The organism is Streptomyces sp. NBRC 110028 (assembly GCF_001417735.1).
Taxonomy (GTDB): Bacteria; Actinomycetota; Actinomycetes; order Streptomycetales; family Streptomycetaceae; genus Streptomyces.
Genome location: NZ_BBUZ01000038.1, coordinates 87,211 through 102,494 on the forward strand (window position 1 = coordinate 87,211; position 15,284 = coordinate 102,494).

The window sequence follows — 15,284 nt, forward strand, 5'->3', positions numbered from 1 at the left end:
AGGGGCACGGTAGAACGCGTTCCAGAAATACGGAAGGGCCGCGGAGCACCCGGCGGCTCAACCCGCCTCGTCCACCGGGGGCGGGCTGTCGTCCGGTCCGGGCCGTACGACCCGGACCGGTTGGCCGGGGCGCCAGGTCCGCAGCACCAGGCCGGATTCCCCGGCCTCGGTGTGCACGACCTCGGTCACCTCGGCGCGGAAGAGGTGGAAGGGCTCGGGCGGATGGACCTCGGCGGCGAAGCGGGCGAGCGAGTCCGGCTCGGTCACCTCGACGGCCCGGCCGCTGATCCGCACGTCGCCGCCGGGGGTGCCGTCGCCCGGGCCCGGGTTGGCCTGGATCGAGAAGCGCTGGTCGCGGCGCAGATCGATGGCCTTGCGCGAGTCGGGCATCATGCCGAGCCACAGTTCCCCGAAGCGGAAGGTGACCTCCAGGGGTGTCAGCCGCGGGGAGCCGTCCTGCCGCACGGTGGCCAGGACATGGGTGCGGTAGCGCTCAAAGCGCTCCCGGACGGCCGTGGCGAAGCCGGGCTCCGCCGCCTGGAATCCGGCCCAACTGGTGATCGGTCGCGTCGTCATGGCACCCATGCTCGCGGGATTGCCCGACGCCTCCTGTCCGGATTTCCGGGACTGAAGCAACTCTTCCGCGCCCCGCGACGCTGCCTGGCGCGCCTGGTCCGGCGGCAGATAGGCGCTCCACTCCGTCCCCGCCAGCGGAAACCCGATCCAGGTGCGGGCATAGGACGGCGGTCGGGCGCCGTGGGCGCGCCGGACGAGCAGCGCGGTGGGTTCGCGCGCGGCCCGCCGCAGCAGCCCGGACACGGTGGTGGAGCGGTTGTTGCCGCTGGTCTGGGCGGAGCCGCAGCCCGCGTGGTACGCGACGGGCAGGGCCCGGTCGCCGGCCACCAGGCACGGCGGCCGCAGCCCCAGCCGCTTCAGCCCGTCGGCGGCGGTGCGGTAGCGCCCGGTGGTCTTCTCGGACACCGCCGAGGTGTGGGCGAGGACGGCGAACTGGCTGCCCAGATGGAGCAGGACGACGACCCCGAGCGCGGTGGCCATGTGGCGGGACGAGCGTGCGGCGCGTACGGCGCGGAAGCCCAGCGCGGCGATGGGCAGGGCGAGCAGCGCGTAGGACGGCATCAGGAAGCGCGGCGCGGAGTAGTCGATGAGCAGCAGGTAGGGCACGGCGAGGGAGGCAGCGCAGACGACGGGCAGCACGGTGACCGGCACACCGGGCTCCCGGTGGGTGTGCGGCCGGCCGAGCCCGACGCGCACCCGGTTCCGCCGTGCCTGACGGTCCCGCAGGACGAGGGCGACGGCGGCCAGGGTCAGCAGCGGCAGCGAAAGCCACCACAGGGTCAGCTCCGGATGGCGCAGCGGCACCTCGCACGGGCGGCACAGCTGGGGCCCGTTGAGGCTGCGCAGCGCGGCGCCCACGGCGAAGTGGAGGCCCATGCCGCCCTCGACGTCGCTGGAGACGTCCAGCCGCCCGCCGATGCCGCCGAAGCGGTCGTAGGCCTCGCCGATCCACTGCGCGGCGCCCAGCAGGAGCCCGCCCACCAGCGGGAGCAGAGCCGGCCGCCACGTCCGCAGCCGGAGGGCGACGGCCAGCAGCGGAACGGCCAGCCAGCCGCCGTCGGGGGTGCGGACGAGCGTGACACCGGCGACGAGGGCGGCGAGCCACCAGCGGGCGCCCGGCTCGGCGGGCAGGCGCAGGAACCAGCCGACCGCGGCCACCGCGCCGAGCGCGACCCAGAGGTTGGGCATCACGGCGGGGCCGCTGATCGTGGTGATCCACAGCCCGGCGAAGAGCAGCGCGGCGAGCGCCACGGGACCGCGGGGCAGCAACCTGTTCCAGACGCGGAAGGCGGTGTAGAGGGCGCCCGCGGAAAGCACCGTGAGGACGACCCGGAGCGCCGTGATGGAGGACGTGGCGGCCACCACCGGGGAGACGAGCATGCTGATGCCGCGCGAGCGCGGCGCGCTGAAGTACGCGGCCGGGGTGCGCGGGTCCACCTGGGAGACGTACACGGACTCGTCCCAGCCCAGCGCGTGTCCGACGTGCGGGACGACCACGGCGAGCTGGACCATCGCATAGCCGACGGCGACCACCGCGAGCCACGGAGCGCGGCGCCGGTGGAGCGGCGGCCGGGGTGGATGCGGGCGCGGGCGCGCGGCGGCGGCCGCCGGTGCGGCAGTGTTCTCCATGCGCGCACCATATGATGCCTATGTACCTTTTTCTGCTTATTAGGCTGTTCGGCTCAGCGCCCCAGGGGTGCCATGACCGCGCCGGATCCGTACGCTGTTGCAGCGGTGCACAGCTCCCACCCGGTGGAGGACGAACACTCCCATGAAGATGCTCATCAACGTGGCCGAGACCGTAGTCGCCGACGCACTGCGCGGGCTGGCCGCCTCCCACCCCGAACTGACGGTGGATGTCGAGAACCGGGTGATCGTCCGGCGGGACGCGCCGGTGCCCGACAAGGTGGCCCTGCTCTCCGGCGGCGGCTCCGGCCACGAGCCGCTGCACGGCGGGTTCGTCGGTGTCGGCATGCTCGACGCGGCCTGCCCCGGCGAGGTCTTCACCTCCCCCGTGCCCGACCAGATGGTGCGGGCGGCGGCCGCCGTGGACAGCGGCAAGGGGGTGCTGTTCGTCGTCAAGAACTACACCGGCGACGTGCTCAACTTCGAGATGGCCGCCGAACTGGCCGAGGACGAGGGCATCCAGGTCGCCAAGGTGCTCGTCGACGACGATGTGGCGGTGACCGACAGCACCCACACGGCGGGCCGGCGCGGCACCGGCGCGACACTGTTCGTGGAGAAGATCGCGGGCGCGGCGGCCGAGGAGGGGGCGCCACTGGAGCGGGTGGAGGCGATCGCCCGCCGGGTCAACGCGTCCTCCCGCAGCTTCGGCGTGGCGCTGTCCCCCTGCACGACGCCCGCCAAGGGCGGCCCCACCTTCGATCTGCCCGCCGGGGAGCTGGAGTTGGGTGTGGGCATCCACGGCGAGCCGGGGCGGGAGCGGCGGGCCATGATGACCTCGCGCGAGATCGCCGACTACGCGGTGGACGCGGTGCTGGACGACCTGCGCCCGGACAGTCCGGTGCTCGTCCTGGTCAACGGAATGGGCGCGACCCCGCAGCTGGAGCTGTACGGCTTCGCGGCCGAGGTGCACCGGGTGCTCGGCGAGCGCCGTGTGACGGTGGCACGTACGCTCGTCGGCAACTACGTCACATCACTCGACATGGCGGGTGCCTCGGTCACGCTGTGCCAGGTCGACGAGGACCTGCTGCGGCTGTGGGACGCGCCCGTACGGACCGCCGGGCTGCGCTGGGGCTGCTGACCCGGACCATCCCGCCACCTGGCCCGATACGTACGCTGTCGCCGTCGGTTACCGTCATGAGGAGGCGTCTGTGTCCAGCAGTGAATCCGCAGTCGAACACGCGCTCGACACCTCTTTCTTCCAACGCTGGCTCACCGCCGCGGCCGAGTCCGTGCACCACGAGGCGGCCCGGCTCACCGAACTGGACTCCGCGATCGGCGACGCCGACCACGGCATCAACATGCAGCGCGGCTTCGCGGCCGTCACCGACGCGCTGGAGAAGGAGCCACCGGGATCGCCCGGCGCCGCGCTCATCCTGGCCGGGCGCCAGCTGATCTCGAAGGTGGGCGGCGCCTCCGGGCCGCTGTACGGGACGCTGCTGCGGCGCGCGGGCAAGGCGCTGGGGGACGCGGCGGAGGTCACGCCCCGGCAGCTGGCGGACGCGCTGCGGGCCGGGGTGGACGCGGTGGCCCAGCTCGGCGGGGCCGCGCCGGGCGACAAGACCATGCTGGACGCGCTGCTCCCCGCGGTGGAGGCGCTGGGCGGCGACACCGCCTCGTTCACCGCGGCGGGCGAGGCCGCCGACAAGGGCGCGCTGGCGACCGTACCGATGCTCGCGCGCAAGGGCCGGGCCAGCTATCTGGGCGAGCGCAGCGTCGGCCATCAGGACCCCGGCGCCACCTCGTCCGCGCTGATCGTCGCGGCGCTGGCGGAGGCCCTCCGATGACCGGGAGCGGCGGCGAGAAGCTGGTCGGGGTCGTCGTCGTGTCGCACAGCGGGGAGGTCGCCGAGTCGGTCGCCCGGCTGGCCACCGCGCTGGCCGGGGGCGGCACCGCGCCCGTGCGCGCCGCGGGCGGCACCCCGGACGGCGGATTCGGCACCAGCGAGGAGCTGATACGCGACGCGGCGTACGCGGTCGACCAGGGCGCCGGGGTGGCCATACTGGTCGACCTCGGCAGCGCCGTACTGACCGTCAAGGCACTGCTGGCCGAGGAGGACGAGCTGCCGGAGGGCTCCCGGCTGGTGGACGCGCCGCTCGTGGAGGGCGCGGTGGCGGCCGTGGTCACCGCGTCCACCGGAGCGGACGTGGACACGGTCGCCGGAGCCGCGGCGGAGGCGTACGACTACCGCAAGGTGTGAAACGGTCCGCACGGGCCCGGGGACGCCGGAACCCCCGGGCCCGTGCGCATGGGTGCGGAGCCCGCAGCGGGCGGCGGAAGTGTGTAGCCCGCGTACATATCCGAGCTGACGTGCGCATTTCTACGGTGTGGCACACGAATCCGTCCCCGCACCCGCTCGGAAGTGGTAACCATGGCTCCTCCGACCAGTCCCGGATCGCTGCGCCGCATCGTCGCGGCGAGCCTCATCGGCACCACCATCGAGTGGTACGACTTCTTCCTCTACGGGTCGGCCGCCGCGCTCGTCTTCAACAAGCTCTTCTTCCCCGACTCCGATCCGCTCGTCGGCACCCTGCTGTCGTTCCTGACGTACGCGGTCGGCTTCGCCGCCCGGCCGATCGGCGCCCTGGTGTTCGGGCACTACGGCGACCGGCTCGGCCGCAAGAAGCTGCTGATCCTGAGCCTGCTGCTGATGGGCGGGGCGACCTGTGCGATCGGTCTGCTGCCGACGCACGCCACCGTCGGCTCGGCGGCGCCCGTTCTGCTCACCGCGCTGCGGCTGGTGCAGGGCTTCGCGCTCGGCGGCGAATGGGGCGGGGCGGTGCTGCTGGTGTCCGAGCACGGGGACGCCCGGCGGCGCGGATTCTGGGCGTCCTGGCCGCAGACCGGCGCCCCCGCCGGGCAGTTGCTGGCCACCGGCGTGCTGTCCGCGCTGACCGGACTGCTGTCGGAGGGCGCGTTCGAGTCCTGGGGGTGGCGGGTGCCGTTCCTGCTCTCGGGCGTGCTGGTGCTGGTCGGCTTGTGGATTCGTCTGTCCGTCGATGAATCCCCCGTCTTCAAGGCCGCGCTGGCCCGGGCCGAGGCGCGGAAGACCGACGATGTGGCGGAGCGGATGCCGCTGGTGGCCGTCCTGCGCCACCACTGGCGGGACGTCCTGGTCGCGATGGGCGCGCGGATGGCCGAGAACATCAGCTACTACGTCATCACGGCCTTCGTCCTCGTCTACGCCACCTCCGACCATGTGGGCCTCGGCAAGCAGACCGCGCTGAACGCCGTACTCATCGCCTCCGCAGTGCACTTCGCGACGATCCCGGCCTGGGGCGCGCTGTCGGACCGCGTCGGCCGCCGCCCGGTCTATCTGCTGGGCGCCGTGGGCGTCGGCGCGTGGGCGTTCCCCTTCTTCGCCCTCATCGACTCGGAGCACTTCGGGGCGCTGGTCCTCGCGGTCACGGTCGGGCTGGTCTTCCACGGCGCGATGTACGCGCCCCAGGCGGCGTTCTTCTCGGAGATGTTCGCGACGCGGATGCGGTACTCGGGCGCCTCGATCGGCGCCCAGTTCTCCTCGGTCGCGGCCGGGGCGCCCGCACCGCTGATCGCCACCGCGCTGCTCGCCGACTACGGCAGCGCCACCCCGATCGCCCTGTACGTCATCGCGGCGGCGCTGCTCACGGTGGTGGCGGTCGGCGCGGCGAAGGAGACCCGCGAACGCGACCTGGCGGCCATCGAGCCGGGCGAAGCCGATGAGGCCCGGGAGTCCTCCCGTTCCGCCTCGGCCTGATCGTGTGGAGGAGGCCGGGTCAGCGCTCCACGGCCCCCATCAGCCGGTGCAGCCGCAGCGCGAGCTGTATCTCCAGCGACCGCGCGGGCGACTGCCAGTCGGCGCCGAGCAGCCGCCCCACCCGCTCCAGCCGCTGCGCCACCGTGTTCACATGCACATGCAGCTCGTCCTTGGTGCGCGCCGGGCTCATCCCGCCGGCGAAGTACGCGTCCAGCGTGCGCACCAGCCCGGTGCCGCGCCGGGCGTCGTACTCCACGACCGCCCCGATGGTGCGCGTGACGAAGTCCCGCACCCGGGTGCCGTCCGGGGCGCCGTCCCGCGTACCGGCCAGGAGCAGGCCGAGGAAGCCGAAGTCCTCGGCGGCGGCCCCCTCGCCGGCCCGGCCCAGCACCCGCAGCGCGGCCAGGCAGCGCCGGGCCTCGGCGTACGAGGCGGCGACCTCGGCGGGGCGGGCGGCGGGCGCGGCGACGGGTGCGGAGGCGCCGACGGTGACGGGCGCGTGCACGGCGGTGCCCAGCTGCCGGGCGGCGCGGCGGGCCAGGGCGTCGGCGGTGTCCCCCTCGGCGAGCGGCAGCAGCAGCACCGTGCCGCCGTCGCGCGCCGCGGCCAGACCCTGCCGGGTGGCGGCCAGATGGGACGCGGCGGACCACAGGCGCATCCGGTCGGCGGCGTCCTCGGCGGCGCCCGGGCCCGGCGCGACGGCGGTTTCGGCCGCGGGCTCGCCGCCCGGCGCGGCGCGGGGCGCGTCTATGCCCGCGGCGAGGACCACATGGGGCGCGTCCAGGTCCGCGCGCAGGCGTGCGGCACGCTCCCGCAGCAGCCGCGGCTCCCGGTCGGGCGCGTCGAGCAGATCGTCCAGCAGCTCGCCGCGCACCCGCTGTTCGGCCTCGCCCGCCGAGCGGCGGGCGAGCTGCAGCAGCGAGGTGACCATGGCGGCGCGCTCCAGGGTGCGCTGGTCCACGGGGTCGAGCCGGGGGTGGCCGTGCAGGACGAGCGCGCCGAGGAGTTCGCCGCCCGCGGAGACGGCCGCGATCCAGTCGTCGCCGTGGCGTACGGCGTGGCCGTCGGCCCGCGACCGGTCGAGGGCGTCCGCGGACGCCTCGTGCGTCTCCAGGAACTCCACCGAACCGCTCAGCACCTCGGCCACGGCGGCGGCCACGTCCCGCACCCCGCCACCGCGCAGCACCAGTTCGGTGAGCCGGTCATGGACCTCGGAGGCGCGCTCGATGACACCGCTGCGGTCGCGGATGATCTCGTTGGCGGCCTCCAGTTCGGCCAGTGCCGTCCGCGTCTCGGCGAGCAGATTGGCCGTGTCGATGGCGACGGCCGCGTGCGCGGCGAAGGAGGCGAGCAGGGCGATCTGCTCGCGCTCGAAGACGCGGACCCGACGGTCGGCCGCGAACAGCACCCCGATGACACCGCTGCCGAGCAGCAGCGGCACACCGAGGATCGCGACCAGGCCCTCGTCGCTGACGCCCGCGTCGATGGTCCGGGTGTGCTGGAAGCGGGGGTCGTCGAAGTAGCTGTCGGTCACATAGGGGCGCGCGGTCTGGGCGACGAGCCCGCCCAGCCCCTCCCCCATGCCGAGCCGCAGTTGCTGGAAGCGCGCCGAGACCGAACCGTCGGTGACCCGCATATGGGTGTCTCCGGCGGTCGGGTCGTTGAGGGTCAGATACGCGACCTCGGTCCCCAGGAGCGAACGGGCGCGCTGCACGATGGCCTGGAGGACCGCGTCCAGATCGCGCAGCCCGGCGAGGTCGTGGGCGGTCTCGAAGAGCGCGGACAGCTCGGCCTCGCGGCGCCTGCGCCCCTCCAGTTCGCCGCGCACCCGCAGGGCGAGCAGTTTGGCGCGCTCCAGGGCTGCCAGCCGCTCGGCCGGGGCCTTCTCGGCGCGCGCCAGCAGCCCAGGGCGCTCGTACGCCTCGGGAGGCGCGCCGCGCGCGAGCAGTTCCAGGTACGGGGTCTCCGGCGGATCGCCGGGAGCGGCCGCGGCGGCGCCGGGCGTCGTACGGCGCGGTGGGCGGTCCGCGGGCCGGCCGGGCAGCGGACCGTCCGGCCGGTCGTTCAGCGGGCCGTCCCGTCGGTAGTTCAGCGGGCCGTTCAGTGGGCCGTCCATCCGCCGTCCATGGTGAGCGAGGCACCGGTGATGAACGAGGAGTGCGGACCGCACAGATACGCCACGGCCTCCGCCACCTCCTCCGGTTCGACGAGCCGCTTGACCGCCGAATCGGCCAGCAGCACCTCGGAGACGACGCGCTCCGGGGAGATGCCGTGCGCGGCGGCCTGGTCGGCGGTCTGACGCTCGACCAGGGGGGTGCGCACATAGCCGGGGTTGACACAGTTGGACGTGACCCCGTGGGGCGCGCCCTCCAGGGCGGCGACCTTGGAAAGCCCCTCAAGGCCGTGTTTGGCGGCCACATACGCGGACTTGTACGCGGAGGCGCGCAGCCCGTGCACGGAGGAGATGTTCACGATCCGCCCCCAGCCCCGCTCGTACATCCCCGGCAGCGCGCCGCGCACCAGCCGGAACGGGGCCTCCAGCATCACCGTCAGCACCCGGGAGAACACCTCCGGCGGGAAGTCCTCGATCGGGCGGACGAGCTGGATTCCCGCGTTGTTGACCAGGATGTCGGCGCCCTCGGCGGCCCGTTCGGCCGCGTCCAGGTCCATCAGGTCCAGGGCGTACGCCTCGACGGCGCCCGGCGGGCGGGCCGTCCGCTCGGCGGAGGCGACCAGATCGGCCAGGCCCTCGGCGTCCAGGTCGACCGCCCGGACCCGTGCCCCGGCGGCCGCCAGCCGCAGGGTGCACGCCCGCCCGATGCCCCCGGCGGCGCCGGTGACGACTGCGGTACGGCCGGAGAGACCGGCGTCGGCGGGCCGGGGGGCGGAGCCCGGAGTGTGACCGGGCACAGGGGACGCGCTCATGAGGGGCACCCTAGGCGGCGCCCGCACCCGGCCCCATGGGGCCCCGGCACACTCTTCACTCCGCCGGGGTGGGTTCGAACCACGTCGGCCCCTCGCCGAGCGCCTGCTTGATCCGGGTGAGCGAGAAGTCCTCCAGCTCCGGCAGCCCGTCGAGCGGGAACCAGCCCACGTCCAGCGACTCGTCGTCGTTCACCCGCGCCTCGCCGCCCACCGCGCGGCAGCGGAAGCACACGTCCATGAACTGGCACCGGTCGTCGTTGGGATACGTCACCGGCGCCAACGTCCGTACGAGCACGATGCGCTCCGGAACGCACCGCACCGCCGTCTCCTCCCGCACCTCGCGCACCACCGCCGTGGCGGGCTGCTCGCCCGGTTCGGGGATGCCGCAGATGATCGCCCAGCGGCCGTTGTCGGCACGACGGCCCAGCAGCACTCTGCCCTCGTCGTCGAAGACGACGGCGCTCACGCCCGGCAGGTAGAGAAGTTCATGGCCGATGGAGGCCCGCAGGCCGCGGATGAAGTCGGGGGTCGCCATGCGGTGAGGGTATCGGCCGGGCCCGCGGGTGCGCCGGTGGCCCGCGCCGGGCGCCCGTTCCGCGCGCTCAGGGTGCGTTTCACCACTGACACATCGTTTCTGCGCAACATATACACATACCTCATGCCAAGCGCTACCGTTCCCGGTGCATGGCTCGCGACGCGGCTCACCGTCGCTGCGCGATGCCCGTCACGACGGGGGGTCGACGGGATGACGTCATCAGCGCTGGGACCGGTCGTACAGGAACACGACCGGGACCACGACAGCGAACACCGAAGCCGGGCCCCGGGCAGTGCGCCCGATGTCGCGGGCGTGGCGATCCTCGCTTCCTGCGCCCTCTGGGCGCTCGTCTCCGGCATGGGGCGCACCGCGCGTCCCGAGGGGGTGCTGCTCGCCGTATTGGCCGTGGCCGCCGGGTACGCCTGCGGCCGCATCGCCGGGTCGCTCCTGCCGGTCGCCTGCGCGGCCGCCGCCGGACTCGCGGGGCTCGGCCTGGCCCTGTCCACCGGCACGGGCCCGAGCGGCCACCAGGGGCTGGACGCGGCCCAGCTCACCCTGGCCACCGGCGCGGCCTGCTGCGCCGCGTGGGCCGCCCGCGGGGCCGCGCTCCGGTCGGCCCTGTGGCTGCTGGCCCTGACGATCACGCTCACCGCCGTGGTGAGCGGCCCACCGGCGGGCGGCGCCGCGAGCGGCGCGGTCCTGCTGTGCTCCCTGGCCGCGGCCCGGCTGCGGCGGCTCGCGGGACTGGCCGCGCTCGGCCTGGTCGCCGCGATCGCCGCCGGCGGATGCTGGGCGGTCGCGGCGGGCACGGTGCCCGGCGGTGTGCCGTCCTCGCTGCGGTCCCACCTCACCGAGCACCGGATCCGTCTGTGGCAGGACGCGGCCCACCTCGCCGCGGCGGACCCGCTGCGCGGCGCGGGGCCCGACCTCTTCGCCGAGCTGAGCCCGGCGGCCGCCGCATCACCGGAACCGGAGATCACGCCGCACTCCGCCCCGCTCCAGCAGGCCGCCGGTCAGGGCCTGCCGGGCGTGGCCCTCCTGGGCGCGGCCTTCGCGTGGATGCTGTACGCGCTGTGGCGCTCACCCCGCGCCACACCGGTCGCCCTGACGGCGGCGGCCGCGCTGACGGCCCTGGCCGTGGAGGCCTCCCTGGGCAACGCGCTCAGCTTTCCGCAGGTGACGGCCGGAGCGGGCCTCCTGGCGGGCCTGGCGACGGCCCGCCACCCGCAAGCCGCCCCTTGACGCCACGCGCGGCGTCAAGGGGCAGTGACCACCGCACGAGCCGCCGCCGAGGGGCCCGTACGCCCATCCCGTCGCGCCCCGCCTGACGACCCCGGCGACCCGGCCCCGCGCGCCGGGCGGGGCGGCCATCGGAGCCCGGGGTGTCCCCGGATCCGGGAAGGGGCGGGGTCGGGGAGAGGGTCCCGCTAGCTAGTGCCGCGTCAGCCAAGGTTCACCCCGCTCGCCGCCCTGGCACGGCCATCTGCGGCGTTGCCGAATCGACCGAGTAGGCCCACTACGAGGCCGATCCGGCGCCTTGCATCTGACCGCACCAGGACGCCTCGCTACCGGGCAAACCTTGGCTGACGCGGCACTAGACCTGGGACGTGCGGGTCGCGATCAGCCGCAACCGGTCGCGGATGACCCGGACCGCCGCCTCCGCGTCGTCCACCGTCACCGTGAAGACCCGCCCGTCCCCCAGCCGCAGCACCAGCCCCTCACCGCGCCGCACCACCACCGCGGTGCCCTTCTCGGGGCGCCACCGGTAGCCCCAGCCGCCCCACTGGCAAGGGGTGACGCGAGGGGCGACATCGGCGTGGACCACGTCGCTGAGGGGGATACGGCGGCGGGGCAGCCCCATGTGGCCGCAGCGGACCTCCAGGCACTCCTCGTCGACCCGCACCGCGACGTGGACGAAGGCGAGGGTGCCGAAGAGCATCAGCAGTCCGGCGGCGAGGCAGCCGATGACGGACATCAGGAGCGGGGCGAGCCCCGTGGTCCAGGGGGAGGCGACGGCGAGGTCGATGCCGAGCGCCACACAGGCGGCGCCCACGGTCGCCAGCACCCACTGCACCCGGTTGTGGGCACGACCGGTCCAGACCGCGGGCGTGCCCTGGCCCGGGGTCTGCTCGCCGTGGTGGTCGGGGTCCTCGGCGTGGGGCCTCATGACTGGCAGGGTACTCAGAATCCGGTACCACGGCAGCCGACGGACCGTTCGGGCCGGTGGGAGGGGTGCGGGTCAGCCCCGCGCGGGGGCGGCGGGGGCCAGCAGATGGCCCTCGGCGTAGCGGAGCGCGGCTTCCGGGAGCGCTCCCTCGCGGCCGCTGAGGATGACCGTGAGCGTACCGCGGGCGGACGCGGCCGAGCCGGGCGGCAGGGAGGGCTCGGCGCCGATCCGGCGCAGGGCCTGCGCGGCGACGGCCCCGGCCGACCCGTGGAGGGCGATGGGCGGGGCGCCGGCGGGCTGGACGGCGGCCCGGATGCGTTCGGCGACCAGCTCGTAGTGGGTGCAGCCGAGGACGACGGCCCGGACGTCGTCCGGGGTACGGGCCGCCGCGGCGGCCACCGCGGCGTCGATCGCCGCGTCGTCGACGTGCTGGACGGCGTCGGCGAGACCGGGGCAGGCCACGGCCGTCACCTCGACGCCGTCCGCGAAGTCCCGGATCAGCTCGCGCTGATACGGACTGCCGGTGGTGGCGGGCGTCGCCCAGATCGCGATGGGGCCGCCGCCGGCCGCCGCGGGCTTGATCGCGGGTACGGTCCCGATGACCGGCAGACCGGGCTCCAGCTCGGCCCGCAGCGCGGGCAGGGCGTGCACGGAGGCGGTGTTGCAGGCGACGATCAGCGCGTCGGGCCGGTGCGCGGCGGCGGCGCGGGCGCAGGCCAGGGCGTGTTCGGTGACGTCCTCGGACGTACGCGGACCCCACGGCATGCCGTCGGGGTCGGAGGAGAGGACGAGATCGGCGTCGGGTCGAAGGCGGTGCATCGCGGCCGCGGCGGGCAGCAGGCCGAATCCGGAGTCCATGAGCGCGATCTTCACCCGGTCACTTTAGAGGATCGCCCCCGAGTCCCCCGCACCCGGGCGCGGGTTCGGGCAGACTGCGGCGGGTGAGCGCGCTGACGTGGATCGCCGTCGGGGCCCTGGTGGCATGGTTGTGGCTGCTGCTGGGCCAGGGGTTCTTCTGGCGTACGGACATCCGGTTGCCCCGGACGCCGCCCGGCGCCCCCGGGGCTCCGGGCGGTGAGGAGCCCGGCGACTGGCCCTCGGTGGCCATCGTGGTGCCCGCCCGGGACGAGGCCGCCGTCCTGCCGGCGAGCCTGCCGTCGCTGCTCGCCCAGGACTATCCGGGATGGGCCGAGGTCTTCCTCGTCGACGACGGCAGCCGTGACGGCACCGGGAAGCTGGCCCGTGAACTCGCCGACACCTACGGCGGGCTGCCGCTGACCGTCGGCTCGCCGGGCGAGCCGGAGCCCGGCTGGACCGGGAAGCTGTGGGCGGTGCGGCACGGCATCGCGCTCGCCACGGCCGGCGACAAGGCCGAGTTCCTGCTGCTGACGGACGCCGACATCGCCCATGAACCGGATTCGCTGCGGGAGTTGGTGCGGGCCGCCCGGGCCCACGGCCTGGACCTGGTGTCGCAGATGGCGCGGCTGCGGGTGGCCACCGGCTGGGAGCGGCTGATCGTCCCGGCGTTCGTGTACTTCTTCGCCCAGCTGTATCCGTTCCGCTGGGTCAACCGGCGCCGGGGGCGCTGGGCGGCCGCCGCGGGCGGCTGTGTGCTGCTGCGCCGGGAGGCGGCCGAGCGGGCCGGGGTCCCGGAGGCCATCCGGCAGGCGGTCATCGACGACGTGGCGCTCGCCCGGGCGGTCAAGCGTTCCGGCGGGACGATCTGGCTGGGGCTCGCCGACCGGGTCGACAGCGTGCGGCCGTATCCGGGGCTCGGCGAGCTGTGGCGGATGGTGTCGCGCAGCGCGTACGCCCAGCTGCGGCACAATCCGCTGCTGCTGACGGCGACGGTCGCGGGGCTCGCGGTGGTGTATCTCACGCCGCCCGTCGCGCTGTGCGCGGGCGTGGCCACCGGGCGCCCGGCTCTTCTCGCGGCGGGCGCCGCCGCGTGGGTGCTGATGGCCGCCACGTACGTCCCGATGCTGTGCTACTACCGGCAGACCCTCTGGCTGGCGCCGCTGCTGCCGCTGACGGCGTTTCTCTATCTGCTGATGACCGTCGACTCGGCGGCGCGGCACTGGATGGGGCGGGGCGCGGCCTGGAAGGGGCGCACCTACGCCCGCCCCAGCGCCACGCCCTGACAGGGGTGTGGCCGACAAGAAGCCGGCCGGATTCTCACTTGCGGCCGGGGGTCCAGTTCATGCCCCAGCCGTAGGCGTGGTCGAGGGTGCGCTGCGGGCTGACGCCGCGGTCCGGCACCAGATAGCGGGCCTCGCGCTGGACGACGAGGTCGCCGCCGTTGTTGGTGATGAGCGCGAGCGCGCAGACCGTGGACGGGACGGTGCACTCGTCGAGGGAGAAGTCGACCGGCGCGCCGAATTGTGGCTGAAGAGTGACGGTGGCGTGCAGGTTCGCGAAGCTGCGCGCACCTTCGTAAATGGTGACGAAGACGAGGATGCGACGGAACGCGTCCTTGTGGTCGAGGTTGACGGTGAGGTTTTCGCCGGCCGCCCGGGAACCGGTCCGGTCGTCGGCGTCGAGTTGGATGAACGGCGGCTGGTGCAGCGACCCGAACGAGTTGCCGAGCGCCTGCACCACGCCCTTGCTGCCGTCGGCGAGTTCGAACAGCGCGCCCAGGTCGAGGTCGAGGTCGCCGTGCAGGGCCAGGGCCCGGCCGAGTTTCTGGCCCCACCCCTGGAACTGCTTGTGCACCTGCCAGTTGAGGTTGACCCGCAGGGCGCCGGAGGTGCCGCCCTGCTTGGTGAGCGAGACGGCGGGCGCCTCCTTGGTCAGCGTGACCTTGCTGAGGCTCACCGGCGCGCCCGGAGAGCCGGGGCCCGGACCCGGTGCGGGCGCGGGCGGCGGGAAGGGCGCGGGGACGGCCGCGGGCGGCGGCGGGAAGCCGGCGACCGGGGGCCCCGACGGCGGGGCGGGGGGCGCGGCGGGCGGGGCGGGCGGGGGCGCGGGGACGGAGGCGGGAGCGGGCGCGGGCGCGTACCGCGGTTCGTCGACGCTGATGCCGAAGTCGGTGGCGAGGCCCGCGAGCCCGCTGTCGTACCCCTGGCCGACCGCGCGGAACTTCCAGCCGCCCTGCCTGCGGTACAGCTCGCCGAGGACGAACGCGGTCTCCACGGAGGCGTCTTCACTGTCGAAGCGGGCGATCTCCGCGCCGCCGGACGCGTCGAGGACCCGGATGTGCAGACCGGGCACCCGGCCAAACGTTCCGCCATCCGCGGAGGCGGCGAGCACCACGGTCTCGATCGCGGGCTCCACACGGCCCAGATCGACCGCGAGGGTGTCGGTCACGGTGTCACCGGCCGTCCGCTTGCCCTCGTGCCGCACGGCACCCGAGGCGTGCACCGCCTGGTTGTAGAACACGAAGTCCGCGTCGGAGCGAACCTTTCCGGCCATCAGCAGCAGCGCGGAGGCGTCCACGTCCGGCACTCCGGGGCCGGAGCGCCAGCCGAGTTCGACGCGCACCGCCCCTGCCGCGACCTGGATGTTGCTGCCTTTGCGCATCGCCATGCGGTCCCCCTGTCTTTCTGTTCGCTTCATCTTCTGGACGGGCGTGTGACCCTCTGAAAACGCGCCCTTTACAGGATCTCAACGTACCCTGACGACCGTTTTTCCCGAGTTCGGTCCGATTGGGGGTCCACGACCGC

Annotated in this window: 13 protein-coding genes; 6 read left to right on the forward strand and 7 right to left on the reverse strand. The window is 74.4% G+C overall.

Annotated features, from left to right (window positions below; all coding sequences use genetic code 11):
• Positions 1-57: 57 nt before the first annotated feature.
• On the reverse strand, positions 58-2,205 hold the full coding sequence (locus tag ASC60_RS30330) for a pyridoxamine 5'-phosphate oxidase family protein (RefSeq protein ID WP_055556542.1): 2,148 nt from the start codon (positions 2,203-2,205) through the stop codon (positions 58-60).
• A 142-nt stretch (positions 2,206-2,347) separates the two neighbouring features.
• On the opposite strand from ASC60_RS30330, the gene dhaK reads away from it, so the two are divergent.
• From dhaK to ASC60_RS30350, 4 genes are all read left to right on the forward strand, one after another.
• Positions 2,348-3,340, forward strand: coding sequence for a dihydroxyacetone kinase subunit DhaK (dhaK, locus tag ASC60_RS30335; protein WP_055556544.1), 993 nt, complete (start codon positions 2,348-2,350; stop codon positions 3,338-3,340).
• A 70-nt stretch (positions 3,341-3,410) separates the two neighbouring features.
• Positions 3,411-4,046: a dihydroxyacetone kinase subunit DhaL gene (gene dhaL / locus ASC60_RS30340; RefSeq protein WP_055556546.1), complete on the forward strand. Its 636-nt coding sequence runs from the start codon at positions 3,411-3,413 to the stop codon at positions 4,044-4,046.
• On the forward strand, positions 4,043-4,459 hold the full coding sequence (locus ASC60_RS30345; protein WP_055556548.1) for a PTS-dependent dihydroxyacetone kinase phosphotransferase subunit DhaM: 417 nt from the start codon (positions 4,043-4,045) through the stop codon (positions 4,457-4,459). The genes dhaL and ASC60_RS30345 overlap by 4 nt, the downstream gene beginning before the upstream one ends.
• Before the next feature lie 171 nt (positions 4,460-4,630).
• Positions 4,631-5,995 carry an MFS transporter gene (locus ASC60_RS30350; protein ID WP_055556550.1) on the forward strand — a complete coding sequence of 455 codons (1,365 nt, stop codon included), beginning with the start codon at positions 4,631-4,633 and terminating at the stop codon, positions 5,993-5,995.
• A gap of 19 nt (positions 5,996-6,014) precedes the next feature.
• Here the strand turns inward: ASC60_RS30350 and ASC60_RS30355 are convergent, their stop codons facing one another.
• The 3 genes from ASC60_RS30355 to ASC60_RS30365 are packed head-to-tail and all read right to left on the reverse strand — an operon-like array spanning position 6,015 to position 9,455.
• Positions 6,015-8,111, reverse strand: a complete 2,097-nt coding sequence (locus ASC60_RS30355; RefSeq protein WP_234357200.1) for a GAF domain-containing protein — start codon at positions 8,109-8,111, stop codon at positions 6,015-6,017.
• Positions 8,096-8,920, reverse strand: a complete 825-nt coding sequence (locus ASC60_RS30360) for a 3-hydroxybutyrate dehydrogenase (protein ID WP_107097199.1) — start codon at positions 8,918-8,920, stop codon at positions 8,096-8,098. The genes ASC60_RS30355 and ASC60_RS30360 overlap by 16 nt, the downstream gene beginning before the upstream one ends.
• 55 nt (positions 8,921-8,975) lie before the next feature.
• Complete coding sequence (locus ASC60_RS30365) at positions 8,976-9,455, reverse strand: NUDIX domain-containing protein (protein ID WP_055556554.1); 480 nt, start codon at positions 9,453-9,455, stop codon at positions 8,976-8,978.
• A 210-nt stretch (positions 9,456-9,665) separates the two neighbouring features.
• Here ASC60_RS30365 and ASC60_RS30370 point away from each other — a divergent pair, with 210 nt between their 5' ends.
• Entirely contained in the window at positions 9,666-10,697 is a 1,032-nt protein-coding gene (locus tag ASC60_RS30370; RefSeq protein WP_234357201.1) for an O-antigen ligase, read from the forward strand.
• A gap of 352 nt (positions 10,698-11,049) precedes the next feature.
• Here the strand turns inward: ASC60_RS30370 and ASC60_RS30375 are convergent, their stop codons facing one another.
• Both ASC60_RS30375 and ASC60_RS30380 read right to left on the reverse strand, forming a co-directional pair.
• A complete protein-coding gene (locus ASC60_RS30375; protein WP_055556556.1) occupies positions 11,050-11,622 on the reverse strand; it encodes a hypothetical protein in 573 nt (190 codons plus the stop codon).
• 72 nt (positions 11,623-11,694) lie between these two features.
• Entirely contained in the window at positions 11,695-12,495 is an 801-nt protein-coding gene (locus ASC60_RS30380) for a glutamate racemase (protein ID WP_055556558.1), read from the reverse strand.
• A gap of 68 nt (positions 12,496-12,563) precedes the next feature.
• On the opposite strand from ASC60_RS30380, the gene ASC60_RS30385 reads away from it, so the two are divergent.
• Positions 12,564-13,763 (forward strand): glycosyltransferase, encoded by a 1,200-nt coding sequence (locus ASC60_RS30385; RefSeq protein ID WP_055556560.1) that lies wholly within the window; start codon positions 12,564-12,566, stop codon positions 13,761-13,763.
• A 34-nt stretch (positions 13,764-13,797) separates the two neighbouring features.
• Here ASC60_RS30385 and ASC60_RS30390 read toward each other — a convergent pair whose 3' ends face one another.
• The gene (locus ASC60_RS30390) at positions 13,798-15,141 is read right to left on the reverse strand and encodes a TerD family protein (RefSeq protein WP_055556621.1); all 1,344 of its coding nucleotides are present in this window, start codon (positions 15,139-15,141) and stop codon (positions 13,798-13,800) included.
• Positions 15,142-15,284 lie beyond the last annotated feature (143 nt).